General features: G+C 48.1%; 31 protein-coding genes. 11 read left to right on the top strand and 20 right to left on the bottom strand.

All coding sequences use genetic code 11. The features are described from left to right. On the top strand, window positions 1–725 hold a 725-nt coding region (locus tag F8N00_RS04780), incomplete at its 5' end, for an ATP-binding cassette domain-containing protein (RefSeq protein ID WP_421017865.1). Window positions 726–830: 105 nt separating this feature from the next. Here F8N00_RS04780 and F8N00_RS04775 read toward each other — a convergent pair. Genes F8N00_RS04775 through F8N00_RS04765 form a run of 3 tightly spaced genes read right to left on the bottom strand, consistent with a single transcriptional unit; the run spans window position 831 to window position 3759 of the window. Next, complete coding sequence (locus tag F8N00_RS04775) at window positions 831–1799, bottom strand: FecCD family ABC transporter permease (RefSeq protein WP_421017864.1); 969 nt, start codon at window positions 1797–1799, stop codon at window positions 831–833. Beyond that, window positions 1796–2779 carry a FecCD family ABC transporter permease gene (locus F8N00_RS04770; protein WP_058713038.1) on the bottom strand — a complete coding sequence of 328 codons (984 nt, stop codon included), beginning with the start codon at window positions 2777–2779 and terminating at the stop codon, window positions 1796–1798. Before F8N00_RS04770 ends, F8N00_RS04775 begins: the two co-directional genes overlap by 4 nt. A 59-nt stretch (window positions 2780–2838) precedes the next feature. Continuing rightward, the gene (locus F8N00_RS04765; protein ID WP_421017863.1) at window positions 2839–3759 is read right to left on the bottom strand and encodes an ABC transporter substrate-binding protein; all 921 of its coding nucleotides are present in this window, start codon (window positions 3757–3759) and stop codon (window positions 2839–2841) included. Between the two features lie 183 nt (window positions 3760–3942). Here F8N00_RS04765 and F8N00_RS04760 point away from each other — a divergent pair, with 183 nt between their 5' ends. After that, window positions 3943–4689: an arylamine N-acetyltransferase family protein gene (locus F8N00_RS04760; RefSeq protein ID WP_421017862.1), complete on the top strand. Its 747-nt coding sequence runs from the start codon at window positions 3943–3945 to the stop codon at window positions 4687–4689. 3 nt (window positions 4690–4692) lie between these two features. Next, window positions 4693–5163, top strand: a complete 471-nt coding sequence (locus F8N00_RS04755; RefSeq protein ID WP_421017861.1) for an NUDIX hydrolase — start codon at window positions 4693–4695, stop codon at window positions 5161–5163. Between the two features lie 44 nt (window positions 5164–5207). Here the strand turns inward: F8N00_RS04755 and F8N00_RS04750 are convergent, their stop codons facing one another. The 4 genes from F8N00_RS04750 to F8N00_RS04735 form a co-directional block, all read right to left on the bottom strand. Beyond that, window positions 5208–5909, bottom strand: a complete 702-nt coding sequence (locus F8N00_RS04750; RefSeq protein ID WP_047395308.1) for a DUF554 domain-containing protein — start codon at window positions 5907–5909, stop codon at window positions 5208–5210. A 16-nt stretch (window positions 5910–5925) separates the two neighbouring features. Next, window positions 5926–6858 carry a multidrug resistance efflux transporter family protein gene (locus tag F8N00_RS04745; RefSeq protein ID WP_075642294.1) on the bottom strand — a complete coding sequence of 311 codons (933 nt, stop codon included), beginning with the start codon at window positions 6856–6858 and terminating at the stop codon, window positions 5926–5928. Next, window positions 6858–7523 (bottom strand): GntR family transcriptional regulator, encoded by a 666-nt coding sequence (locus F8N00_RS04740; RefSeq protein ID WP_421017860.1) that lies wholly within the window; start codon window positions 7521–7523, stop codon window positions 6858–6860. The genes F8N00_RS04745 and F8N00_RS04740 overlap by 1 nt, the downstream gene beginning before the upstream one ends. Window positions 7524–7608: 85 nt before the next feature. Next, complete coding sequence (locus F8N00_RS04735) at window positions 7609–8379, bottom strand: CPBP family intramembrane glutamic endopeptidase (protein ID WP_055967927.1); 771 nt, start codon at window positions 8377–8379, stop codon at window positions 7609–7611. 159 nt (window positions 8380–8538) lie between these two features. Between F8N00_RS04735 and F8N00_RS04730 the strand changes: the two genes are divergently transcribed. After that, window positions 8539–8862, top strand: coding sequence for a PadR family transcriptional regulator (locus F8N00_RS04730; RefSeq protein ID WP_023468214.1), 324 nt, complete (start codon window positions 8539–8541; stop codon window positions 8860–8862). Between the two features lies 1 nt (window position 8863). Continuing rightward, entirely contained in the window at window positions 8864–9610 is a 747-nt protein-coding gene (locus tag F8N00_RS04725) for a hypothetical protein (RefSeq protein WP_421017859.1), read from the top strand. A gap of 409 nt (window positions 9611–10019) precedes the next feature. On the opposite strand, the gene F8N00_RS04720 is transcribed toward F8N00_RS04725, so the two are convergent. From F8N00_RS04720 to F8N00_RS04710, 3 genes are all read right to left on the bottom strand, one after another. Next, entirely contained in the window at window positions 10020–10250 is a 231-nt protein-coding gene (locus F8N00_RS04720) for a helix-turn-helix transcriptional regulator (RefSeq protein WP_075642646.1), read from the bottom strand. A 159-nt stretch (window positions 10251–10409) separates the two neighbouring features. Continuing rightward, entirely contained in the window at window positions 10410–10982 is a 573-nt protein-coding gene (locus F8N00_RS04715; RefSeq protein WP_023468211.1) for a GNAT family N-acetyltransferase, read from the bottom strand. Window positions 10983–10997: 15 nt separating this feature from the next. Continuing rightward, window positions 10998–12233, bottom strand: coding sequence for an MDR family MFS transporter (locus F8N00_RS04710; protein ID WP_023468210.1), 1236 nt, complete (start codon window positions 12231–12233; stop codon window positions 10998–11000). Window positions 12234–12335: 102 nt separating this feature from the next. Here F8N00_RS04710 and F8N00_RS04705 point away from each other — a divergent pair, with 102 nt between their 5' ends. Both F8N00_RS04705 and F8N00_RS04700 read left to right on the top strand, forming a co-directional pair. Further along, window positions 12336–13967: an ABC transporter substrate-binding protein gene (locus F8N00_RS04705; RefSeq protein ID WP_421017858.1), complete on the top strand. Its 1632-nt coding sequence runs from the start codon at window positions 12336–12338 to the stop codon at window positions 13965–13967. Window positions 13968–14106: 139 nt separating this feature from the next. Further along, the gene (locus F8N00_RS04700; protein ID WP_174316272.1) at window positions 14107–15246 is read left to right on the top strand and encodes a globin domain-containing protein; all 1140 of its coding nucleotides are present in this window, start codon (window positions 14107–14109) and stop codon (window positions 15244–15246) included. Window positions 15247–15295: 49 nt separating this feature from the next. Here the strand turns inward: F8N00_RS04700 and F8N00_RS04695 are convergent, their stop codons facing one another. Together F8N00_RS04695 and F8N00_RS04690 are read right to left on the bottom strand one after the other, a co-directional pair. Continuing rightward, on the bottom strand, window positions 15296–16036 hold the full coding sequence (locus F8N00_RS04695; protein WP_174316271.1) for a sugar nucleotide-binding protein: 741 nt from the start codon (window positions 16034–16036) through the stop codon (window positions 15296–15298). Window positions 16037–16414: 378 nt separating this feature from the next. Beyond that, window positions 16415–17614 (bottom strand): MFS transporter, encoded by a 1200-nt coding sequence (locus tag F8N00_RS04690; protein WP_058265874.1) that lies wholly within the window; start codon window positions 17612–17614, stop codon window positions 16415–16417. 175 nt (window positions 17615–17789) lie between these two features. Between F8N00_RS04690 and F8N00_RS04685 the strand changes: the two genes are divergently transcribed. After that, window positions 17790–18107: a hypothetical protein gene (locus F8N00_RS04685; protein ID WP_023468204.1), complete on the top strand. Its 318-nt coding sequence runs from the start codon at window positions 17790–17792 to the stop codon at window positions 18105–18107. A gap of 47 nt (window positions 18108–18154) precedes the next feature. On the opposite strand, the gene F8N00_RS04680 is transcribed toward F8N00_RS04685, so the two are convergent. The 3 genes from F8N00_RS04680 to F8N00_RS04670 form a co-directional block, all read right to left on the bottom strand. Continuing rightward, complete coding sequence (locus tag F8N00_RS04680) at window positions 18155–19087, bottom strand: cation diffusion facilitator family transporter (RefSeq protein ID WP_421017857.1); 933 nt, start codon at window positions 19085–19087, stop codon at window positions 18155–18157. 66 nt (window positions 19088–19153) lie between these two features. Then, window positions 19154–19783, bottom strand: coding sequence for a class I SAM-dependent methyltransferase (locus tag F8N00_RS04675; RefSeq protein WP_064300910.1), 630 nt, complete (start codon window positions 19781–19783; stop codon window positions 19154–19156). A 116-nt stretch (window positions 19784–19899) separates the two neighbouring features. Further along, window positions 19900–20805 carry a methyl-accepting chemotaxis protein gene (locus tag F8N00_RS04670; RefSeq protein WP_064300909.1) on the bottom strand — a complete coding sequence of 302 codons (906 nt, stop codon included), beginning with the start codon at window positions 20803–20805 and terminating at the stop codon, window positions 19900–19902. A gap of 261 nt (window positions 20806–21066) precedes the next feature. Between F8N00_RS04670 and F8N00_RS04665 the strand changes: the two genes are divergently transcribed. After that, window positions 21067–21483 (top strand): hypothetical protein, encoded by a 417-nt coding sequence (locus F8N00_RS04665; protein WP_174316269.1) that lies wholly within the window; start codon window positions 21067–21069, stop codon window positions 21481–21483. 183 nt (window positions 21484–21666) lie between these two features. Here F8N00_RS04665 and F8N00_RS04660 read toward each other — a convergent pair whose 3' ends face one another. Both F8N00_RS04660 and F8N00_RS04655 read right to left on the bottom strand, forming a co-directional pair. After that, window positions 21667–21861 (bottom strand): hypothetical protein, encoded by a 195-nt coding sequence (locus F8N00_RS04660; protein WP_023468199.1) that lies wholly within the window; start codon window positions 21859–21861, stop codon window positions 21667–21669. Next, on the bottom strand, window positions 21858–22151 hold the full coding sequence (locus tag F8N00_RS04655; RefSeq protein ID WP_174316268.1) for a hypothetical protein: 294 nt from the start codon (window positions 22149–22151) through the stop codon (window positions 21858–21860). The genes F8N00_RS04660 and F8N00_RS04655 overlap by 4 nt, the downstream gene beginning before the upstream one ends. A gap of 73 nt (window positions 22152–22224) precedes the next feature. Here F8N00_RS04655 and F8N00_RS04650 point away from each other — a divergent pair, with 73 nt between their 5' ends. Beyond that, window positions 22225–22551 (top strand): DUF3139 domain-containing protein, encoded by a 327-nt coding sequence (locus tag F8N00_RS04650; RefSeq protein WP_023468197.1) that lies wholly within the window; start codon window positions 22225–22227, stop codon window positions 22549–22551. Window positions 22552–22619: 68 nt separating this feature from the next. On the opposite strand, the gene F8N00_RS04645 is transcribed toward F8N00_RS04650, so the two are convergent. The 3 genes from F8N00_RS04645 to F8N00_RS04635 all read right to left on the bottom strand — a co-directional run bounded on the left by F8N00_RS04645 (window position 22620) and on the right by F8N00_RS04635 (window position 24749). Continuing rightward, window positions 22620–22868 (bottom strand): hypothetical protein, encoded by a 249-nt coding sequence (locus F8N00_RS04645; protein WP_421017856.1) that lies wholly within the window; start codon window positions 22866–22868, stop codon window positions 22620–22622. Window positions 22869–23116: 248 nt separating this feature from the next. Then, window positions 23117–23458 (bottom strand): DUF3139 domain-containing protein, encoded by a 342-nt coding sequence (locus F8N00_RS04640; protein ID WP_074668477.1) that lies wholly within the window; start codon window positions 23456–23458, stop codon window positions 23117–23119. 541 nt (window positions 23459–23999) lie between these two features. Further along, on the bottom strand, window positions 24000–24749 hold the full coding sequence (locus tag F8N00_RS04635; protein WP_055967881.1) for an SDR family NAD(P)-dependent oxidoreductase: 750 nt from the start codon (window positions 24747–24749) through the stop codon (window positions 24000–24002). An 82-nt stretch (window positions 24750–24831) separates the two neighbouring features. Here F8N00_RS04635 and F8N00_RS04630 point away from each other — a divergent pair. Continuing rightward, on the top strand, window positions 24832–25096 hold a 265-nt coding region (locus F8N00_RS04630), incomplete at its 3' end, for a MerR family transcriptional regulator (RefSeq protein WP_421017855.1).

Raw genomic sequence — 25096 nt, 5'->3', positions numbered from 1 at the left:
CTTTGAAAGACGTCCGGACCCGAATCGGCGTCCTGCCGGATTACTCGACCTTTTACGAAAACTTCACGGCGCTCGATCACTTGAAGTATTTCAGTAAAGTCCTCGGTCTGAAGACGACGACGGACGAATTAAAACAACTCCTCCGTGATGTACAACTCGAAGACGCCATCGATGTGAAAACGAAGAACTACTCCTTTGGGATGAAAAAAAAGCTCGGGATCGCCCAAGCCCTGATTAATCGACCGGAAATCCTATTTTTAGATGAACCGACGTCTGGCGTTGATGCCAACTCGATTCTCGGGATTCATACTTTGATCCGCAAGATTGCAGCAGACGGAACGACGATTTTCTTAACGTCTCATAACTTAGACGAGGTCGAAAAACTGTGTACGGAGATTGCGATCATGCAGGACGGAACGATTCAGACGCAAGGCACGATGGAGGAGTTACGGGAACAACATGAGAAGAACATCACCGTTCACGTAAAACATGCGTTGCTCGACAATGATACACGACAACATCTGCAGAACAAGTTGTCGACACTTGCGAAAGACGTCAACGTCTCCTCTACTCACTCGACGTTCATCGTCCAAAGTGAACACGATATTGCTAAGATCAATAGCTACCTCGTCTCGCAACACGTTAACGTGTATCGACTCGAAGTCGAGGAAGCGTCGTTGGAAGAGATCTTCTTGAATTTAGGTTCAGAAATTCGCTCGGCATAAAGTTAATAACTTGCCTCATGATGAATCAAACAAAAACTTCTATACAACATCCCCCCCATTCCACTTATGAAATGAGGGGGATTATTTTTATTTTCTGCTATCTGTTCATGAAGCCCGCTCTCTTCGTAAGAGATACAGGAAGTACGGCACACCGATGATTGCTGTGATCAATCCAGCTGGCACTTCAAGCGGCGGGTGAATGCCCCGACCGAGCGCATCAGCGACGACGAGTAACCCACCGCCGAGCAATAGCGCCATCGGTAAGACGGCGAGGTGTTTATGTCCGACGAGATGCCGTGCCATATGTGGAGCAATCAGACCGATGAAGCCGATTGCACCGACCGTTGCGACGGCAACACCGGCTAGGATGACAGCGAGCGCTAAGAAGACGTGCCGTGTCCGCTGAATCGGTAATCCGAGACCAATGCTGACTTCCTCACTAAGTGATAAGACATCGAGTTGACGGTGTCGATAGAAGAGGATCGCACCAATCACGACGAGCACCGGCGCTAAGATCAACACTTCCTGCCACCCTTTCCCGAACAGACTTCCAGCAAGCCAGACGAGTGAATCGTTCGTCTGGAGTGGAAATTTAATCAACAGGTATTCTGTTCCTGAAGCACAGATCGCACTAACGGCGATACCAAGTAACGCAAACGAACTGCGGGAAACGTTCCCCCCCCGCTCAAGCATCATCAACGCCAGCATGACGAGTGCTGCCCCGATAAAGGCGGCGATCGGTGTCAACAAGAGCGGACCGTCCGGCACGAGGGCAATCGTCAAGACAGCGAACAGCGACGCTCCGTTCGTCACCCCGATCACGTCCGGTGAGATCAATGGATTACGGATGACACTTTGTAAAATCGCTCCAGCAAGAGCGAAACTCGCTCCTGCTAAAAAGGCGAGGACCGTTCGCGGCAGACGGTAATTTTGGACGATGAAAGCATCCTTTCCACTAAAGAACGACTGCCAGAGTTCCGTTAACGACAACTGAATCGAACCGACCGACATTAAGGCGAAGCTAGTGACGAATACGATTACTGCGACAAGTAGAATCCGACGCATCTCTCTCATCGTAATCCCCCTTTCATCTGACGGCGTGCCAGCAGAAGGAAGAAAGGTGCCCCGAGCAATGACGTCACGATGCCGACCGGTGATTCATACGGATAGGCGATGAAGCGCGCGAGGACATCAGCGTACGTCAACAACAGACCACCGATGACGGCAGAGACGGGTAAGACGATTCGGTAGTCCTCGCCAACGAGTCGACGCGTGATGTGCGGCACCATCAGACCGATGAAGCCGATTGCTCCGGCGACGGCAACCGTCACCCCTGCGAGTAACACGACACTGATGCCGGCAAGCAGACGGATCCGCGTCACTTTTTGTCCGAGTCCGACCGCGACGTCTTGCCCGAGTTGGAAAACGGCGAGCGACTTCGCGAGACTTGCCGCAAGAATCAAACCTGCGAGCGACCACGGTAAGACGATCCGGAGCTCGAGCCAGCTTGCGTCACTGAGTGAACCGGACAACCAGTACAACACGTTCGTGATTCGATCGTTGAACAAAATCAAGCCTTTCGTTAACGACGTCAACAAGAGATGGATCGCCATCCCAACGAGGGCAAGTTTTAACGCCGTCATGCCGCGAATCGAAGCGAATGAAAAGACGAGCACGCCACCTAGTAAGGCACCAGCAAAAGCGAAGTAAAGCAAGTTCGCCGTCCCGAGTGACGGAAAGATGAGCAGGCTTAAGACGACGAGAAACGACGCACCCGCATTGACCCCAAAGACTTGTGGTGAAGCGAGCGGATTCCGTGTCACAGCTTGCATGATCGCTCCAGCGACGGCAAGGTTTGCTCCGAGCAACAATCCGAGTAAGAGACGCGGCAAGCGCAGATTCGTCAGGACGAGTCCCGCTTTAGAGATTGTGCCACTGATCCACTCCTGCACTAAGTGGACCGGATTCATCTGTGTGATGCCAAAGAACAAGCTACTATAAACGGCCAAGCAACTGAGTAAGATAAGTACGAAAATCAGACGTTTCCGCTGCACCGGATCTTTCCCCTTTCATCAAGACGAAAAGCCAGATTGCTCCGGCTTTTTGTCGTTCGTTATTTCTGTTTGAGCAATTGAATTGCTTCGTCAACGATTTGTTCAGCAGCGTCCAGACCACGGTAACGTGTCCAGAGGTCACGATTGACTTCGTAGACTTCTCCGTTTTTGACCGCTGTGATCTGATTCCAGAGCGGATTATCCTTCCACTCTTTCAGTAACTTCGGATCGGCTTCCGCCATGAAGATGACGTCCGGATCCCACTTGACCATCTGCTCTAACGTGATCGTCACAGTCGGTTCCGCTGTTTTCGTAACGGCATTCTCGATACTGATCTTCTCGAGCAACTCACCGTCAAACGACGTCTCACCGTGTGCTGTCAGTGAATCGGCGCGGAAGACACCGACCATGACTTTCCGGTCATCTTTTGGATCAACCTTCTTCTTCGCTGCCTGCAAGCGCTCTTCATGAAGCGCAAGGCGATCATCCATCTGTTTCGTTTTGCCGACCGCTTCCGCAATCGTCTTGAACGAATCGATGTTCTCTTCATACGTCGCATTGCGACTCTTCAAGATGATCGTCGGTGCGATTTCTTGTAATTGCTTATAAATTCCTTTATGACGGTTGAAGTCGCCGATGATCAAATCCGGTTGCAGGGAACTGATCACTTCAAGATTCGGTTGTTGGCGTGTACCGACTTCCGTGAACGAGATGTCTTTTCCGAGTAATCCAGAGACATCCGTCTTGTTTTCTTGTGCGATTCCGACTGGTGTGATGCCGAGTTCGTCTAACGCATCAACGAACGAGAATTCGAGCGCGACGACCTTCTTCGGCTTTTCCGGTACTTTCGTTTTTCCTGCTTCGTGCGTGATCGTCCGCGTCTTTTCGTTCGTTTGCTCTGCTTGACCTGAACAAGCTGCAAGCATCAAACTGCTCAACACGAGGAGCGTCAACGCTGTCATCCAAGTTTTCCGTCTCATGGTGAGACCTCCTTTAATTCGTGATTCGACATTGAGAATCATTCTTAATTAATCCTGTCTCAGCATATCAAAGATTTCCATCGAACAAAAGGGAAATCCTTATTTTCAGATAATATAGACTGAAATCCACATTTTCTGAAGGAATATGGGATAATCAGGTAGTGAATAAAGGAGGGATCAGAGATGGATTGGATGAAAGACTTAGGACAGCGAATTAAGTTTCCGCTCGATGCAATCACGTTTGATCAGTTACCTGACTTACTCGAAGCCTTCGCTTACCAGTTACCGTTCGAGAATACGACCGTCCTTGAGAAGCGCATCCGTCCGTTTAGCGACGAGCGCTTCATCGAGACATTTCTGACAGAGCGACGCGGTGGTGTCTGTTATGACTTAAACGGACTGCTACACCGGGTCCTGCAGGAACTGAATTGTCCCGTTCGACTCGTTCAAGCGACTGTCTACGATACGAAGTCAGATGCCTGGTCAGCGACCGGACCGACCCATGTCGCGGTCATTTGGAATGAAACACACCTGCTCGATACCGGCTTCGGCGTTAATTTACCGCTCGTTCCTGTTCCGTTGAGTGGAGAGACCGTTCATTCCGCTAGCGGCAGTTACCGGATCATCAATAATGACACACTTGAGATGAAGCGAACGGGACAAGCGGAGTTTGTGACTGGATACCGGTTCGACCGTGAGACATCCATTACAACAGATGACTTATCGAAGATGGAACAGATCATCCAGCAGAGCGACGCTTCTCCGTTCAATAAAGGTCGCCTCGTCGCGATGCGGACGCCAACCGGACAAAAGACGTTGACTGAGCGGACGTTACAGATTGAAGAAACGACGACGACCGAGTTACCGGTCGCAGGTCCCGCCCAATTCGAGATGCTGTACAACACACACTTTTTAGGACGGGAGTCGTAAACCATGGATCGTTACACACTTTGTTTAATCCGCCACGCAGACCACTTTTTACTCGTCAATCGGCAAAAACGTCCGGCGATGGGCATGTGGAATGGTGTCGGTGGTAAGATCGAACCGGGCGAGACACCAGAAGCTGCCGTCATCCGCGAGACGTTTGAAGAGACAGGCATCACGCTCACCTCAGTGACATCAAAAGGCATCGTTCGCTTACATGGGGAAGAGACATCTGGCATGTACCTCTACCTGGCTGATTTAGAAGATCGTCCGTTTCCAACACCGGTCATGACAGTTGAAGGAATCCTCGATTGGAAATCACTCGACTGGATTTTAGGCGACGATAACATGGGTGTCATCAGCAACCTCCGGCACTACCTACCGATTGCTCTGTCGACCGAGCACCCATTACTGCATGACTTCCATTACGATGGACATACGATCACGGCATACGAGACACATGAATTGATTGAGACATAACACAACATCCCCGCTCGTCCTTTCGGACAGGCGGGGATGTTTCGTTAGAATAGATGTAAGCCCGTCACGATGACAGCGACGATGACGATGCCCGGTAACAAGTTCGCGACACGAATCTTCGTGATTCCGGCTAGATTGAGACCGATCGCTGCAATCATCACCCCACCGGTCGCCGTCATCTCTAAGATGAATTCTTGCAGCGCGGCGTCGGGAATGAACTTCGTGATGGCAACAGCACTCAGTGCAATCGCCCCTTGATAGAGGAAGACGGGAATCGCTGAGAACATGACGCCGATCCCGAGCGTTGAACTGAGGACAAGCGCCGTGAAGCCGTCAATCAACCCCTTCGTATAGAGGACATCGTGATCCTGACGCAGTCCACCGTCGAGCGCACCGAGGACACCCATCGCTCCGATGACGAAAATCAACGTCGCGGTGACGAAGCCTTCCGCGATATTCGATGGACGACCGCGACTGATCTTACGTTCGAGCCATGCCCCCATCCGGTCAAGCTTCTCATCGAGGCGGAACCATTCCCCGATCGCACCTCCGAGAACGAGACTACCGATGACGATCAAAAAGTTCGTGCTCTTCATCCCCATCTGGATCCCGAGCACGACGACGGCTAGACCAATCGCTTGCAAGACCGTCTCCTTCATCCGTTCCGGAATCCGGTGGAACATCAATCCGAGCAACGTCCCGATGATGATCAGGACGGTATTGACGAGTGTACCTGTTAAAACCATCTGACAGCCTACTTTCTCAATTGATTTTTCGTTTCGCAGGACGGACGACCGTCCGCTCCGCCTGATTCAGGCTATGCAACGTCATCCCGAGCATAACGAGGATGATCCCGAATGTCGCGAGTCCCGTCGGTAGTGCTGCATGGAGAAACAAAATCTCCCCGAGAACGGTGAAGACGATCTCAAACGACTGGGTCGCCTCGATCGCGGCTAACCGGACCGGTTCCGTCCGGACGAGTGACGTCGCGTAGAAAAAGAGCGACGTCGCGATGACGCCTGAGAATAAGGCGACGAAGCCGGACTGGGTCACTTGACTGACACTTGGTAAGCCGACTTGTATGTAAGCAATTACGGAGAGCACGATCCAAAACGGTAGACTCGCGATCGTCATTCCAAGGATCCGTTCAAAGACGTCGAGCTCATCCCCATACCGTTCCATCATTTTCCGGTTACCAAGCGGATAGGCAATCGCAGCGACGAGCACCGGCAAGGCACCGAACAGTAAGGATTGTAGCGATAGACTTCCTGCGACGGATAACTGCATGACGACGACCCCAAGGACGATCAAGACGGAATACTTAAGGGCCGACCACGGAATCCGTTGCTTGAACAAGGGAGCAAGCAGCGGTCCGGCTAGGATCGTCAATTGCCACGTTCCGGCAATCAGCCAGCCCGGCGCATGATCGGCAGCAAGACAGATGCTACCGTAAAACAGTCCGAAACCGATTGTACCGTACAGTAACCAAAAACCGAAGTCTGCTCGCAGTGCCTGTAAGACGCGACCAATTCCCCGACGCATCAAGACGATGACGACGAAGAACGGCAACATCAAGAAAAAGCGAAGCGACGCACTGTAGATCCAGTTCCCCCCTGCTCCTTGCATCGATTGATTCAAGATGAAGGTGACGGCAAAGAACATCGCCGCCAAGATCCCATAAATGATTGGTCGCATCAGCGCTCCTCCTTTAATGTCGAGACGAGTAAACGTCCGAGCCCGTTCCAGTTATGTTCAGTCGCCTGGACGAGCTGCTCGACATCCCGTTGTTGACATGCAATCAAAATCGCCTCATGATCGGCAATCGATTGACGACCGAGTCGATCGAACTGGGCGTATTCAAGCCGGCGGATCAGCGGTGTTAATCGGCGAATCGTTTCTCGTAGCTGAGCGTTCTGACTGCGCAACACAAAGACATCGTGAAAGGCATCGTCTAACGTCAGTGCTGTCTCCGTCTCCTGTTGATCGATTGCCGTCGTGAACTGTTGATGGATCGTCTGAAGTTCCATCAAGTCGTCTTCCGTCAATTGCGGTCCGGCTAGACGCGCTGCCAGCCCGTGCAGCGTCGCGATGATTGGATAGGTTTGCTGTGCTTGTTCAGCATCAAGCTCCGTCACGATCGTCCGCGAGCCCCGTTTCGCAAAAATCAATCCCTCCTCCTCGAGTCGTTTCAAGGCTTCGCGGACCGGTGTCCGGCTGACTCCGAACATTTCCGCGAGCGCTTGATCGTTCACCTTCTCGCCTGGGGCGAGGCGTAAAGTGATGATGTGATGCTGTAAACGTCGATATACTTCCTCACTGAGAGGAAGTCGTGCAATGGCTAAATCATCTGTAGGTTTCATATGAGTAATATATTACATATTAATCATTGATACTAGCTTTATTCAAAAATAAAAACTCCCCGTCAAACAACGGAGAGTCAGCTATTCAAACGTTACGTGGATTCATCGGTCCATTCAGGTGACTGAGATCGTGCCGTTTCAACAAGATCAATTGAATGACAATCGCGACGAGTAGATAAGCTTGTGTCAAAAGAGGAGTGATGCCTAAATTGACGTTCACGACATCCGCTGCGATGCTCGCGAAATCCCATAACGCATGAAAAATGATCAATGGCCAAAGAGTATTCAGCTTGAGTGCGATGATCGCTAAGAACACACCAAAGACGAATGTATTCGCAAGTTGGAACAACATCGCTGCTGGGGGAATCAAGGCGATCAAATTAAGCAAGTGGAAAGATGAGAATAGGAGCGCACTGATGAGGACGGCACGATACGGATGTTCGTTCGGTCGAAGGTAACGTAAGATGATGCCTCGAAACAAGACTTCCTCATTGAAACCAACGAATAAGGTCGTCAGGAAGACGATTCCGACAAGTTGGAGTGCCGATGATGAAATCGAGGTCGTGAGCATTGCATTGACGATCAATCCGACTTGAACGATAACGATCAGCAGTAACGGAATGTACCAGATCAGACCCCGCGACTGCAGTTTCGAAAACCCGACGGCAGCAAACGTGGCATGTCGACGAATGTACCAGACGAGAAAAATCGCTGTAACGACTTCACCAAAGATCGCGATACGTAACAACTCCGGTTCACCATAACGAATGCCGAAACCAAACGCAGAGACAGCCATGACGATACCCATGATGATGAAGACGACGGTCGCCGAGACGACAGTATTCCGCTTATCCACGATCAATACCTCCCTTTTCTAAACAAGCGACGTATCTACTTTATGATTTGTTTACCTTTTTTTCAGGGAAATGAATCTTTTTCCTCCAGCTACCTTGTAATACAAAATAGCTTGGTATATCATTACCTTGTAATACCAAGTAGCGAAAGGATGATGCGGATGTCATCGACGCAAATGTTAAAGGGGATTCTAGACGGTTGTTTACTTGCACTGATCGCGGAAGAAGAGATTTATGGTTATGAACTTGCGACGAAACTGAAAGCATACGGTTTCTCTGACATCAGCGAAGGAACGATCTATCCATTGTTGATCCGGATGCAAAAACTGGGCTGGATCGAAGCGACTTCACGCGTCTCTCCGTCCGGTCCGAAACGGAAGTATTATTCGATCACGACGAGCGGTGCAGAAGAACTCACCGCATTCAAGGAAAGATGGCAACACCTTTCGACAAGTGTTGAAAGTATTTTAAAGGAGGATGATTGAGATGACCCTATCAACGGAATCAACCCGATTTTTGGAAGACTTGAAGGTCTACCTGCTTGCTTCGGGAAAAAATGAACAAGCGACGAACGAGATCGTCCTTGAACTCGAAGACCATCTGATTGAAGCCGAAGCGGATGGCAAATCGGTTCGTTCCATCACGGGTGACAGTCCTGCTGCCTACATCCAGTCGATCTCACACGAGATGGCATTTGATTCAAAACAAGCCTTTTGGACGATCATGCAAGTGTATCTTGGTGCTTCCAGCTTTCTATACTTACAAAATCTCTTGAATGGCACGACGACTTACAGTATCCTGCTCGTCGGTGGCTTCCTACTGATGAGCGCTGTTTATTTGACGACACTTGCATTGTTGTTCCGCAAAGACGCCTTACGCGATACTGCTCGACCACGCCTCCTGCGTTACGGGATTCATGGGAGTGTTCATCTTCTTCTGATCGTCGGACTGTTGATCGTCAACGGACTCATTGATTCGCCCAAAATCACGTTATCTCCGAGCGTTGGTTGGTTAATTGGTGCCCTTCTAATTGCCTGGATTCTCGTCACGGCATGGAAGACGAAGACATGGATTTTACCGATTGCAGTGTTCGTCTTTTTCGTGCCTCAACTGCTGCTTTTGTTTGTATTTAATTTGTCAGAGATTACCGCCGTCCTCGTGAGTTATGTTTTGACCTCGATTACGATTGCAGTTACTTTTATCTGTTCATCTAAGAACAGTCAGGCAGATTAATCACTTAATCATTAAGTAGAAAATTAGACAAAGCAGCGACGTTCTCTCACCTTGAAAACGTCGCTGCTTTGTCTTATGACTTTTCACACCTTTCACATCTTGAGTTATTTGAGTGGATCAATGATTTACACTCGTCTTTTTAATGTAAAAATCACACCACCTAAAACAATGAACGTTAGAGGAATAAGTAATCCTAATATATTTCGATAATCGACAAACGTCAGGTCAGCGTAATTACGATGGTAGGTTTCTAACAGTAACCAACCAATCGGAAAAATCGGAAAAGTATACGTATATGCGCTTGAAACAATTCGTCTTCCCCGCTCATCTTTTCCTTCCTCACCGAAAATAAACGGTAGCGATACGAATAAGCTCAATAGAAAAATCGGTATTACTATTATGTTTATAATCACCCTTTTCCCTCACCTTCTCGTTCATATTGAAATACTTCGTTAATATCCTTATCAAATAAATATGCAATTTCAAACGCCAGAATCAACGAAGGGCTGTAGCGACTTCCTTCTAAAGAAATAATGGTTTGTCTACTGACTCCGACCTTCTCTGCCAATTCTTTTTGCGACCATCCTTTTTCAGCTCTTAAAACAGCTAATCGATTCTTAATGAATCCATCACTCTTGATGCCCAAACCATCTCTCCTTTCATCACACTATATTTATTACCATAAATAAACAGTAAAGTTTTTTTGACTTAAAGTAAAGTTTTTTTTACACATCAAATCAAATAAAAAGCGAAATTCTCAGATTAAGAGAAGTTCGCTGATTACTTGTGTCGGTTTCAATTACGTGTTCGTTATTTCACGCTTTGCTTCATACCGCTCACGCGTCCAGTTGTAGACATGACTCGTCACGGTCCGACCGTCGATTCGTTCTAAGACGAATGGTCGGTCAAGAACAGGGGTAAAACCGAGTTTCTCAACGACACGGCGTGATTGGTCATTAAAATCAAAGTGCCCGCACCAGACGACATCGATCGGCAGTTCCCGGAAGATGAAATCAAGTATTGCTTCGACGATTTCCGGCATCCGCCCTTCTCCCCAGTAATCAGGCGCGAGGACATAGCCAATCTCAACTTGACGGTCATGGGTGATTGAATCGTCCGGACGACGATTGAAGTGAAAACCGAAGCTACCGATCACTTCACCAGTTTCCTTATCGGTCACTGCATATTCGCCAGGTGACGCTTGGAAAATGCCGATCACTTCTTGGCTTTCGTCAAGTGACGCGTGCGGCGCCCAGCCTGCTTTTGGTCCAACATTTGGATCCTTCGCGTAAGCATACAATGCTTCTGCATCGTCGTCTTGCCAACGGCGTAACAGGTGCCGTGGCGTTTCAATAGTATCTGGTAAGTTCATCTATATTCCCCCTTATTAAGATACGTTTCGCTCTCGCTCGACAGATTCCTTCACGAACAGACTCGTATAAACTAATCCAAAGCCCGTTAGGAGGATCAATCCGAGGTATACACTCATCATCGACGGAATCAAGAAGGTCCCGACGAGAATCGTCGACCGAGAAAGTAAATCCGCTCCAGCAAACGACGTTCCCGCGAACGCTGAGTACGCCCCACGTTGATCGGCTGGCATCATGTTCGCTTTTTGTGTGTTCAAGACCGGAGAGTAGAGCAACTCGCCGATCGTTGCGATGAAGATGAAGACCATCAGTGCCGTCATGCTGTTGGCACTCGTCACGACGACGTAGCCGATCGTGTACAGCATGAGACCCGCAGCGAGCGTCCGGCGCGGAGACAAACGCTTCGCTAATCGCTGGACGATGAACGTCAACGTGACGACGAGCAACGTATTTTCGATGTTGATGATACTCATCATCCGGACCCCGTTGATCGACCACCCGGCAAATGATAGCGGTTCGAACGAATCGGCGAGTCGGACGGCGACGTAACTGCCCATAGAAAACTCAGCCGCTAAGATACACATCGAACCGAAAACGACCTTGACGAACGGACGATCCCGCCAAGCGAGTTGATAGCTCGTGAAGATATCCGTGAGGACACCACGTAGTTTTTGACGCTGCCACGTCCGTGGTGTGTCGTCAAGAAACAGATAATAGGCAATCGGTAAAACGGACGACGTGAAGCTTAATATCCCGAACAACAGCAGTTGGTTACTGACGTAGAGCCAGCCCCCGAGCGCCGTACCGATGGCGATCGAGAGATTGATCAGCCAGTAGTCGAGCGCATAAACCGCTTGGCGGTTTTCCTTCGTCGTTGCATCGATGATAATCGCCCCCATTGCCGGCCGACCAAGATTACTTGTCACCGAGAAGACAGCGTAAATGACCATGAACAACAGCATCCAGTCGAGTGTCAATGAGATCGTCATCGTGATGAACGTCAGCGCTGTGAGCGCAGAAGTCGTGACGAGCAGACGTTTGCGGGAAAAGCGGTCGGCAAGATATCCGCCGAGTAGATTCGTGATGAAGCTGACGAAGACCATCGCGATCAAAAATGCACCGGCGATGACTTCGTTGAATGCCTGGACGAACAGGAGGGCCATGAACGGCATGATCGAGAACGAGACAGCCCGGTTGAAAAACGATGTGATAAGACGTACTTTAATTGGTTTCGGTATTTCTTTCCATTTCATATTGTCACCTTCCATTCTCTACCTGTATCATAAACAAGACAAGACACAGGAAAAATGGACGTCATTCAAAAAAGATGTCCCCTTTTAAGGAGGAGAAGGACGATGGATGCTTATCTTTTTATGTTATGGAAGACTTGCCGAAATGGACACTACTCGATTGCGACGCTTGCCGACGCCATCCATCTCAGTCCTAAACAAACGAAACGATATCTCAATAAATGGCAGGAAGACGGTTGGATTGGTTACACGAGTGGTCGCGGACGGGGCAACTTAAGTGAACTCGTCTGGTTACGCCACGTCGAACGAGAGTATGCGAAACGGATGCTCGAACGGATCGATCGCGACTCGATCGAGTCGGTGACGGAGGAATTGACGTGGGACTGGTCGCCGGCGCAAGCAGGACGCTTCATGCGGCAACTGGAACGAAAATTCGGCTATACACAGACGACGGCTGATGCGTTATTGATTCCGCGAAAACGGAACTTCCTGACGACACACCCGTTAGAAGCAGCCGATATCCATAGTGCCCACCTCGTCCAGAACGTCTTCAACCGGCTGTTTACGATCGATGTTGACGGCAACATCCAGGGTGAACTCGCCCATCATTATATTTGGAACGGGACGACGCTCAGTCTCTTCTTACGGAAGGACGTCCGCTTTCATGACGGCTCGCTCCTGACGAGTAAGGAAGTGACGAAGAGCCTGCGTGCTTTGATTGCCTATCCGGCTTACGCTTATTCCTACCGGCACGTGAAACAGATCGTCTCGAACGGTCCGTACCGGGTCGACCTCACACTCGATCAGCGTCGGAGTTCAATTTTGCCGCAACTTGCCTCGATACATACGAGTATCATCAAGGACGGCATTGGGACGGGACCGTTCCAACTGACGCAACATGACGACAAGAAGACCGTTCTGACAGCGTTCCCGAATTACTTTGGCATCCGTGCCCTGCTCGACCGGATTGAGTTCATCCAGATGCCGGAGCAATATGACCCGGTCTACCGGACATCGGCTTCTGATTCTAGTCCGATTGATACGATCGCAACGCAATCCGGGTTTGGTCTTGTCTTGCTCCATCCACGCGCCGGTGGTCCGTTTGAATCAAAAGCCGCGCGTCATTATATCCACCGGCTCGTCGCGGAAGTCCGTGGTGGCATTCATGACTTCCATGAACGGGCACAACCGAACGACTGTGGTTTTCTTGAGTCCTATAGTCAACCGTATACTGTCCCGGATGGTCCTGCCGTTTTGTTCACGCAACCGATCCGAATCAAGCTGACTGATTTTACGGACAAGGTGACACGCTGGCTCTGTCAGCGATTTGATCAGGACGGAATTCCGTATGAGTTCGTCGAGGTCGGCTTTGAAGAGAGCATCACGGATTTTCACGCGTACGATACGATTGATCTCGCCGTCCATGCCGAAGTGTTCGAGCGGAATGTCCAGTACGCCTTCTATCAGTTCATGACGAATACGTTCTCACCACCAATCCGCTTGTTTCAGCAGATGCCAGAGATGTTGAAATCGATTGAACAATATGACGCGACACCGTTCGAAGACTGGCTCCCGATCAACCAATCGATTGAGCGTTACTTAATCGACGAATCGTATTTCATCCCGTTCTATCACGATACACGACTGATTCCGTATCCGATCGAATTGCAAAACATCACGATCGACTCGTTCGGTTACTTTGATTTCTCGAAGCTCTGGATCTCCAACCAATCGTGACGAATCGTTGACGAAATCTTGACCTGCTTGTGACAAAACGCACGGTATTCTTTAATCCAGTATTTTAAATGTTGCATTAAAAGTGAGGCTGCGAAATACTAAGACTGTCTTCATTACTTAGTGAAAAGGAAGTGGTCCTATGTTATCAACCTCTACCATTCAAATCGTTCAATCGACGGTTCCCGTCCTTGCGTCGCACGGTGCCGCGATCACGAAAGTTTTTTATCAGCGCTTGTTTCAAGCTCATCCGGAACTGAAACACGTCTTCAATCAATCGAATCAACGAAGCGACCGCCAATCGCAAGCACTCGCAACAGCCGTGTATGCCGCTGCTGCTCACATCGATCAACTCGAGACGTTAAAGCCGGTCTTATTACCTGTGCTCCATAAACACCGTAGTCTACAAATCAAACCGGAAATGTATCCCATCGTCGGACACGAATTACTCGGGGCAATGCAAGATGTCTTAGGAGAAGCCGCAACGCCAGACATCTTGCGCGCGTGGGGAGAAGCATATGGGGAGATTGCCAATCTGTTCATCACGCTTGAAGCCGAACTTTACGCACAGGATGAACAAGCAAAAGGATTTTCCGGATATCAGACAGTCGAGATTTCGGATGTCGAGGAGCAAGCGGATGGGATTCGCGCCTTGACCTTCCGCACGGACGGTCCACTCCCCGCTTATCGAGCCGGACAATACATTACGGTGCGGATTCAAGACAAAGATGGCTTATGGCACAATCGTCAATACAGTCTGACGACGGCATCGAACATGGAAACATATACGATTGGTGTCAAACGAGAAGGCATCGTCTCGGACTATTTACATGCAGCGCAAGTCGGTGACACGGTGTTCATTAGTGCGCCAGCGGGTGCTTTTACACTCGATGCGTCAGACGAACCAGTCGTGCTGATTGCCGGTGGGATCGGGATTACACCGATGCTTGCGATGGCTGACGAAGCGTTAGCTGCTGGTCGACAGGTCACGTTACATCACGCTGTCCAAGACGAACGCAATCGTCCATTTAACGAGCAACTTGCCTTGCTTGAGCAACGTGGCGCACGCGTCATTCGTTACGCAGAACACCAGGCAATGGATCAAGCGGGTCGCCTGCCGAAAGACGTTATCGCAGGTATCACGGATTCGACATACGTCTGTGGTCCGGAAGCAATGATTCAATATGTGATCGAACACTTCACGGCGTCACCCGACAAACTGCATTACGAAATCTTTGGACCAACGCTTGCTTTTGCAGTAGAAACACCAGTTGCGCAATAAAAAACATCCCGTTCTCTTTGACACACGTCAAGGAGAGCGGGATGTTTGATTAGAGTGGCAATCGTTCTGACAATGGACGGACCAAGACGACGTCCGTTGCCATTCGGTTATCACGGCGTGGTTCATCGACCGGTTCAATCGTCCAGTTTTTTGCATGAAGCGTATTCAAGGCACGCGCTAAATCATACATTGAATAACGCTCGTTTCCGTTCAACTGATAGAGCCCCGCTTCCTGTTCGAGTAAAATCGTAACGAGCGCTTCAGCTGTATCTTCAAGCACTGAACTCGACGGATACCAATTCCGACTCGCCCGAATGACGCCGTGCTGTTTCATCTCGTTCGTGAAGAAATCGACCATATTGTTCGAACCAGCTTCCGTTCCGATCTGCCAGCCGATCCGGACGATCTTCGCTTGTGGATCGAGTGCTTGAATCGCTTGTTCGCAAGCAATCTTATAAGCACCATACTCATCGGTCGCATCCGGTACTGCGTCCTTGTCAATCGGTGCCGGCACGTCGTCCGAGAAAACAGACACCGTACTCGTGAAGAAAAATGGAATCGCATATTCTTGGCACAAGCGGACGAGCGCTTCCGTCCAACTGACAGACCCCATTCCGATATGTAAGAAATAATCTGGTCGTTCCGTTTCTAAAAATGTCCGCATCGCCGATTCGTCAGTCGTTGAGACTTTCTTCCGGTCCCAGGCGACTGTCTCGATGTCGTGCTTTGCTAAGACATCCGCAACGACGGGTGCTACCGTACCGTTCATACCTGTAATGATTGCTTTCATGTTGATGCTTCCCCCTTATCTTCGATCGAAAATCATAAAACCGCTTGCTACTTCAGTTTACACGGGAAGTATTGATTTAACGAATCTGAGGTCATTCTTCTACGACCATTTATGCCTCAAATGAAAAAAACGTCTGCTGTCCAATCTAAAATTGGTAAGCAGACGCACTGTTTAGTTAGTTCATCCTTACTCCGAAACGCCTTCCGTTTCCATTCGGCGCCACAGTACATTCAAGAAGACCGTCATCCCACTAATCGGAATCAAAAACAATAACGCTGTGATCCATAAACTCTCCATCGACTCCACTCCTCATCGTTCATTTCTATCTCTAGTGTACATAATCGCGAAACCGCTTACCTCCACCTCAAGGCGGATATTTCATCCGACCTTGTCCTGTCGTACTTCAGAAAAGGAAACGGTACGATGAATCAGTAACCAGACACTGGTCATGACAAGACCACTCAAGGCAAAGAACAAAAAGACGAACGAGATGCTAAAGAACGACGTCAAGTACGACGACAATCCGTAACAGAGCGCGGAACATGCCGTTGATGCTGCGACCATCGCCGTCCGGACCCGACCGAGCAAATGCGCAGGCGTCGAGCGCTGCAACAAGGTCGCAAATGGAATCCCGAATAACGTCAGCGCCATGCCGAGCAAGATGAACCCACCAACAGCCACTGGGACGAATGAGACATAGGCGACGATCGCAATTGCGAGACCTTGCAAGACGACGGCAAAACGAAACAGCTTATCCTGTCGTACGGAGGCGACCCACTTCCCGTATAGGAGCGACATCGCGATTCCCCCGATCACCGTCGCCAGTTCGAGTGCAGAAAACATCTGGGCATTTCCCGACAAGACACTCTTGGCATATGGCGCAAGTAAAGTATTCATCGGTGTGATCATCCAGTTTGCGAGGATCGCACAACCAAGGATCCATTTCAGGCGACCGTCACGGACGACGTGTCCGATCCCTGCGAGCAACGCTTCGCGGTACGAACCATGACGCGCCTCTTCTGCGACTTGCCCTGTCATATGTCGAACAAGTAACCAGGCGACGAGATGTAGACCAAGATCAAGCCATAAGATACTCGCGATCGAGAAATGGGCGACCATCATCCCACCGAGTAAAAATCCGCTCAACGTACCGATCCGTTCAATCGTAGCAAGGTACGCATTCGCTTGCGGCAATTGGTCATCTTCGACTAAATCAACGACCCACGTGAAGACGGCATTGCCACCAATGATTTGCAAAATCGTCTGCACGACGAGTAAGCCGAGTAACCACGGTAGGACGACGTTCGTCAGACCGATTCCCGCTAACGCGATCCCAAGCGCAAGCAATCGAATGAGTAGCGACGTTTGGTACAAGGATGCACTGACGAATCGATCGATCCATGGTCCGACGAACGTTGAAACGAGAAAACGAATCAAAAAGACACCAGTCGCAAGCAAGGCGACGCCAGAAGCACTAATCTCTTCCGCACTCACCCAGTAGATTGCGATATAGACAAAACTCGTCCCGACGGTCGATAACAAATCCGAGACATACATAAAACGAAACGCACGTGACATGATGCTTTATTCCTTTCCTAAAACGACTTCTTGTCTATCTTACAATTTTTCTCAATTGCTGCCCATTCTTTTTTCGTCATCACATCGTCATCGTCTGTTAAGGCATTCTTACCCGTCTGTAACAGAGCCGACATGTTCATTCGCTATACTAAAACGCATAGGGAGGTGAAGATCCATGAAAACGCAAACGCGTTATGACTATGAAACCGAACAGGAACAGGTCGACGTCCCATCCGAGGCACGTCTAGGCTACTACTTTCTTTTGATCGTCCTGCCGCTTGGTCTCGCGCATCTTGTCCAGTCGCTTGCTCCTTCGCCGGATCAACACCACTCGTCCGTATTGACGGGTTTGACGTTCTTATCCATCGTCTTTTTCATGTACTTAGGTAACCGAGCGGCTGGAAATGCCAAAACGACCTTTTTCGGATACTCGATGTTCTTGAGTATCAGTCTGTTCGCGACGCTGTTTCTACCAACGGTGCCGATCATTTGAGCATAAGCAAACGAGCACCCGTCCGACTTGGACGCGTGCTCGTTTTTTTAATGCGTATGCGATTCGTGTTTGCCGTCACAATACAACGTATTACCGTGAGCATGCTGATCCGTCTCGACCTGGATGGTCGCGTGGTTAATCCCGACGTGTTTTAAATCGTGATCAATCTGTTCGCGAATCGACTCTGACTCCCGGACAGTCATGTCCTCCTTGACGACGACGTGACACGATAACGCGTTATAACCACTCGTGATCGACCAGATGTGTAGATCATGCAGCCCGAGGACGGCTTCGTTCGTCTGAATCGTCGAAACGACCTCATCGATGTCGACGTCGCTCGGCGTTCCTTCCATCAAGACGTGAACGGATGCCTTCGTCACGTAATAGCCGCTCCGTAAGACAAGAATCGCGACGATGATACTCGCTAGTGGATCCGCCCATCCCCAACCGAAGAACATGATCAGAAGAGCAGCTGCAATCGCACCGACCGATCCAAGCATGTCGCTTAAGACGTGCAGATAGGCACCGCGCATGTTGAGGTTATGTTCATGTCCTCCGCTGCGTGTCATGATCCAGGCAACGAGAATGTTGACGAGCAAGCCAAGGACACTGATGATCAGCATCCCGGTCGTTGCGACAGCGGGTGGATCGATGAAGCGTTGAATCGCTTCAATGAAAATATAGAGAGCGATGACGATTAACGTCACGCCATTTATGATGGCGGCTAAGATTTCAAAGCGTTTTGAACCGAACGTCTTATTCGCATCCGGTGCTTGACTCGAGAACTGGAAGGCTAACAAAGCGATCGCAAGTGAAATCGAATCACTTAACATGTGCCCAGCGTCCGATAACAACGCGAGACTGTTCGTCCAAATTCCGCCGATGACCTCGACGATCATGAACGCAGTGATGATCAGGAACGACAGGCCCAGTACCTTTTTATTGTCGGTATGATGGTGGTGATGATGATCATGTGCCATGACGTTGCCTCCTTTATCAGTTCATTCAAACGTCTATTTGAATTATAACGTGGCTCCTCCCTTTGGTCAACGGGCACATCCTTTATATCCCACAAGTGCTACCGTATGAAACGACCGAATGATTGGACCGCGTATTAATGCGACATTTATAAAACCAGCTTGTTCAGCAAGTGGAATGAACTCCTGTTCGATTTGTTTTTGAAGATCTAACCACTCAATCCCTGCTTTTCCATCACAGTATGTTAAAACGAATCGCCCGCCTGGTCGTAAAGCGCAATACAGTTCTTGTAATGTCTGATCGACGGATTCCCAAAAATATACCGTATGAATGCTAAAGATCCCGTCGACCGTCTCATGGAGTAATTTTAAATGATTAATATCGGCTTGTTGAATCGTCGCTCGGTTTGCTTGAATCGCTTGCCGATTACGAAAAGTTGCTGACCGGACCATCGTCTTTGACAGATCGAGACCTGTAACGTGCTTCGTGTCTGTTTGCGAAAGCAAATAGGCAATGCCATGTCCCGCACCTGTACCGAGTTCTAGAAAAGTTTCTCCTGCCTGAACGTTAAGTATGTCGATCGTCCATTTCATTTCTTCATGATGTTGCCGGACCATGATCTCACCAATTGACGCTCCAATGATTCCCCGTGGTTTCGCATATTGTTGATCGATGAATCTATTCCAAAATTGCTTCATTTTTATCCTCCTGACTATCTACTCTCATGACTCCATTATCATTTCCTAGATAATTCAACACTATCAAAAAAGCAATGTGATTCCCTCACATTGCTGAAATATCGCATGTAATTGTTTTAAATGAACGACCGGAAATCCTCTGTTTGCTGCTCGAGTTGTCGTGCGACCTCTTCGATTGCGGTAAAGCGTTGCATCGTTTCTTTTACCGTCGCAAGGCTCGACGCGACTTCGAGATGGGACGCTTCAATCTTTTTCATCATCGCCATGATTTGACGATTCATCGTTTCCGTATTCGTGCGCACTTCGATAACTGCACTGCCGACTAGGTCCGATAAGTTTTTGACTTCACTTGCAACGACCGTAAAGCCTTTACCGTGTTCTCCAGCACGTGCCGCTTCGATTGCTGCGTTCAGTGACAACAGGTTCGTCCGGGCAGCAATCTCCTTGATCGTATCAGCAATCTTCGTGATCTCGATGGCTTGGTCATACAGCGTTTCGAACGTCTGTTGGTTTTCTGCCGTTTCACTCGCGATCGTAGTCATCGTCTCTTGAAGCTGGTTGCCCTCTTTCGATCCTTGAACCGATTGCAAATTCAGTCCTTCAGCAAGCGTCTGGAAGCTTTTCGCATATCCTTGCACGCGGTCGATCCGGTCCGTAATGTTACTCGCAATCTTGACGACACCGACGACCTCTTCTCCTTCAAAAATCGGCATGTAGGTTGCTTCAAGCCACAAGATGTCGCCCCGGGCATCGACTCGTTTGATTTTATCCGCTGTACTGAAGCCCGAAAACAGACGTGTCCAAAAGTCCTGATACTCACGGCTGTTCGCGAATTCTGGTGTGCAAAACGTATGGTGTTGTAAGCCAATCATCTCGTCTCGTTTATATTTCATCGTTTTCGCAAACAAGTCATTGACGTCGACGACGCGTCGTTGGCGATCAAAACAGATCATCGCGACGTTTGCTTCAAGGCTCGACAAAATCGCTGGTGAGCGTAGCGGTCTCGGTAAGGTTTCATTCATGGTGTCATTAACTCCTTCTATGTATCGTTCATGTACTAAGACAGTTTTTCAAAAGAACAATCTGTACCTATCTATCGTCATCGATTGACCTTTTTTATAGCTGAATCAGCGATTATTCAAGTTGTTTTTCACGAAAACGAAATCACTTCGATAAAAATATTGTGACAGTTACAATCGATACACCATGGCATTGTCAAAAAGCGTAGTAGATGCTACATTTATTTATGTAGTAAATACTACATCTTTAAGGAGGAAATACAAATGACACATGATAAGCCCCCTCTATTCTCGAAAGGACAAACTATCGTCTTGGTCGTACTTGGTGCAGCATTTTGGTTCGTCGGTGCCCTGTCAGTCAGATTCGGATCTGGAATCGGCATGTTCGAAAATGTTGGAAACGTGATTGCCTTCCTGATTGGTTTACCGGTTTCGTGGATTTCCGTCATCATCATAAAAAAAGTTGCATGCTTGAATGCTGAACAGATGGTGCCGGGTGTCAGTCTCGGACTGTTAGTGGCTACATTTTTAGACGGAATCGTTCTAACGTGGGGCACATCTCTGTATGGAACGGATCCCTTACTCGTTGGACGTGGGGCAGCATGGATCCTTTGGGGGGTCTTCGCCTTTCTTGCTTCTGCTTTCATCGAGGCAAAACGGATGGGATATAAGATGATCTAATACGATAAAGTGTATTTTATAGTACGACAAATAACGAGCGTAGACCGTAGGACTCATCTAACGGTCTACTTGTGTAAAAGTAGGTGAATTAATTTTAGTGTGTCGGTGAAGAAGATAATGAGCACCTCGAAGATTTAATTCTGTGGGGTCATATTTAAAAAGAACGATGGACTTCAGATGAAATCAATCGTTCTTCGTTTGTGCTTCGATTTTCTCGTTCCGAGCAGCCTCAAAGTTGCGATAAATCGTAAATCCTACTAAACCAATCAACCAGATAATGCCATACCCGAGTTCCCAATCGAATCCAAAATACAAGATCGACGACGTAATGACGACAATGAGAACTAACCGAATGCTCGATAAATGATACTTACTCATGATTTCCCTCCTTTTCTTCCGCCACCGAAGTAGATGTATGTCACGAAAAGAATCAACGTCCACGTAAAGACCGCGAATATGATTTTAAACAGACCGTCAGGCAGTATTTTCGAGATGTATAACATGGTCATTAAGATCGAGAACGTCAAATGGTTACTTCTCATTTGTGTAGAGAGCTTATCCCAATTGAGCAGTACAAGTAGTACCGCGACGGGTGCGAGGAGTGCCGTTAGGAAGAAGAACGGAACGTTCCTCATATAGTACGGTATCTCGTCTTTGTTTTTTCCCATCACATATCTCTCCTCATCTTCAATATAGAAAACCTAGCTTCTCTATTCATTTCATCGAAACGGATATGATTGTATGAAAAAAGAAGTACGTCCACTCATCTATACACTTATCGTTCTCGTCATCTTGATAACTGCCTATCCGACTTACCTCTTCGTTTCTAAAACGATGACTGAAATCAAGATTGAACGAATGTTAGTTGAATCAGGATACGACCAAGATATTTCAAAAAAAGAAACGATCTTTGAGTCGAAGACCGGAAGATACGTGTCGGAAATCAAATACACGAATGAACCAGACTATACATACAACTATGAAATCGTTGAAGATCATGTACTGACGACTGTATACGACCAGCATCATGTTGAAGTGATTGGCTCCGTTCAACATGAATTAAAATAGATATCGTATTTTAAATAACAATCGAGCCCATTCAGCAATCGCACGAATGAACTCGATTTATGTACCTCTTAACATTCTTCTTTCATGTTCAGTGATTCTGCCGAGTGAATCGTAATTTGTTTTGTAGCATCATCGATGGATATGACACAATCCCATGTCGGTTTTAACTGAAGGACATCATTTTGATCCAACCACAAGACCGCAGTCAGTTCGATGAAGTCCCCCATCACTACCATTTTTCTCGCCTTCTCATCAATGACGGCATATAGTTCATCCTCTAAATTGATTTTCCAGTCAAAAAATTCATTGATACTCATACGTTATCTCTCCCAATCCTTCATACGTTCTCTAGATCATTCCGCCGTAGAAAACGTAATCTTCCATTTTTTCCGCGCGATCAATACAACGATCAGAGAAGCCAATAAAGATATTTTAAGCGTTGTATCACTGATTACGTGAAATCCGTAATGAAGTGAAAAGAGTACCATGAGTAGCGCAACGACGCTTCCTAAAAAGATCATGTTTTTCATTTTGTCATCTCACTTCCATTCTTGACTCCTTGCTGTCAATACTCTGAAATATACCGTCCTTCTTGTTTGTTCGTAATTTGTTCGCCGTCTTTGAATCCCGTGACTTTAAAGCGATGAGATCCCGATCGATAAATCTCATATTCATTTTCCGGTTCATCTTGGAACACGACCTGCGCAATGAATTCACCCGTGCTCGTATCGTATCGAATTTCCTTGTTCTTCACATATGTCATATAATCCTGTTGCTTCAGATAATGATCGATTGCCTGAGTGACTTCTTGTTTTTCATCATAGTAAAACGATTTATAGGCAGAAGCACCGATGATGCCCACTCCTAGAATCATCACTATCGTAATCCATACATAAATTCGTTTCATACCATCACTCCCGAGTAGAAGTAACAAAAATATCGTATTTCCAGATTCCATTACCCTTGTTTTAAAAACTAGATATGTATAAACTAATATAAGACCACAAAAAAAGGAAGTCATTTATGATAAAAAAATCCATAAAATACTTTTTATTGTCATTTATGTTGCTTGTTATCATCTTGAATCTCTTGAATGGTCGAGTGATTGAAAATGAGCGATTAACGTTAGCCGTGAACATCGCTATCGTGCTGATGGCGTTATTTTTTATCAGTTTGAGGTTTTCAAAGCGAAAACGTAAATAGAATACTTATCGCTCCAAAAAAAGTATGTAAAGGTGGTTAACTCGTGGGACAATTCATGATTTTTGGTGCCTTGATGAATCTTCTGATCATTGGCGCAGTCGTCTATGTCGGATGGAAATTAGCAAAAAAACTCTTTAAAAAATAAATGATGGATGTCCTTTTTTGATTCATTCTTGAAATTCGTATCGATCATGATTACATAAGCAAGGTCCCTTTCTCATTCGAAAAAGGGACCTTGTTCTATTTTATCCTGCGTAGTTGAACAACGGACCACGCAATTCGAACTCATACGTCTCACCGTCGACGATGCCGACGATTGCGTCGCTTTCAATCAACTGATGCAGGAAGCCTGCCATTTCAGCCGCCGTATGGTACTTTTTGACGTTCTTGCTGTAGTCGAACCCTGCTTCGCCGCGCGAACGATCCGCAAACTCTGTCTCAGTCGCAGCTGGTGCCAGTACTTTCGCCCGGAGTTTTGCCCCACCTTTTTGCAGTTCTTGCGCGAGCCCTTCTGTATAAGCACTGACATAGAACTTCGTCGCGCAATACGTGACCGCGTTCGGCACGATCCGGTAGCCACCTGCTGACGAGATATTGACGAGCGTCGTTCCGTCAACGTCATGATGATCGCGGACGAACAGACTCGATAGAATCGTTAGCGCCTCGATGTTCAAGCGAAGCATTTTCTCGATTTTCCCGAGCTCAATGTCCTGGACGAGATCAAAATCTCCGAATCCAGCATTGTTGATCCACGTTTCGATGTCGAGTTCCTTTAATCCCTCATATAAATCATGGACATTTTGGTTATCTGCGAGATCGACCGACTTGAGGATGACATCACTATCTGGTGAGATTTGTTTGACTTCATCCCGAAGTTTTTCGAGCTCAGACGTCCGTCGCGCGACGAGAACGAGTGATTTTCCTTTTCCTGCGAGTAGTTTTGCCGTCTCATATCCAATTCCTGAACTTGCTCCTGTAATGACCGTGTACTTCATGTAGCATATCCCCTTTTTGATTTGGTATAGTGAGAGTCTAATCCTTAGAGTGAACTCTAAGTCAAGCAGAAAGGTGAGATGTATGTATACGATTTCTGAAATCAGTCGATTGACCGATACGAGTGCCCATACGATTCGCTATTACGACAAAGAAGGGCTATTGTTTCCGAAGCGCCAGAACGGTCAACGTCGCTACGACGACCAAGATGTGACGTGGCTTCGGTTCGTCCTCCGCTTGCGCGAAACGCATATGCCGATCGAGCAAATCCGTTCTTACGTGACGCTGTTCCTTGCTCACGGCGAGCAGGATACGACGCGGGAACGGCTCGCATTGCTTGAAGCCCACC

This window comes from Exiguobacterium sp. A1_3_1, from assembly GCF_048985645.1.
GTDB classification, from domain to species: Bacteria; Bacillota; Bacilli; order Exiguobacteriales; family Exiguobacteriaceae; genus Exiguobacterium_A; species Exiguobacterium_A indicum.
Note: the sequence above shows the minus strand (reverse complement) of the source record. Positions and strands in the feature narration are given on the sequence as shown.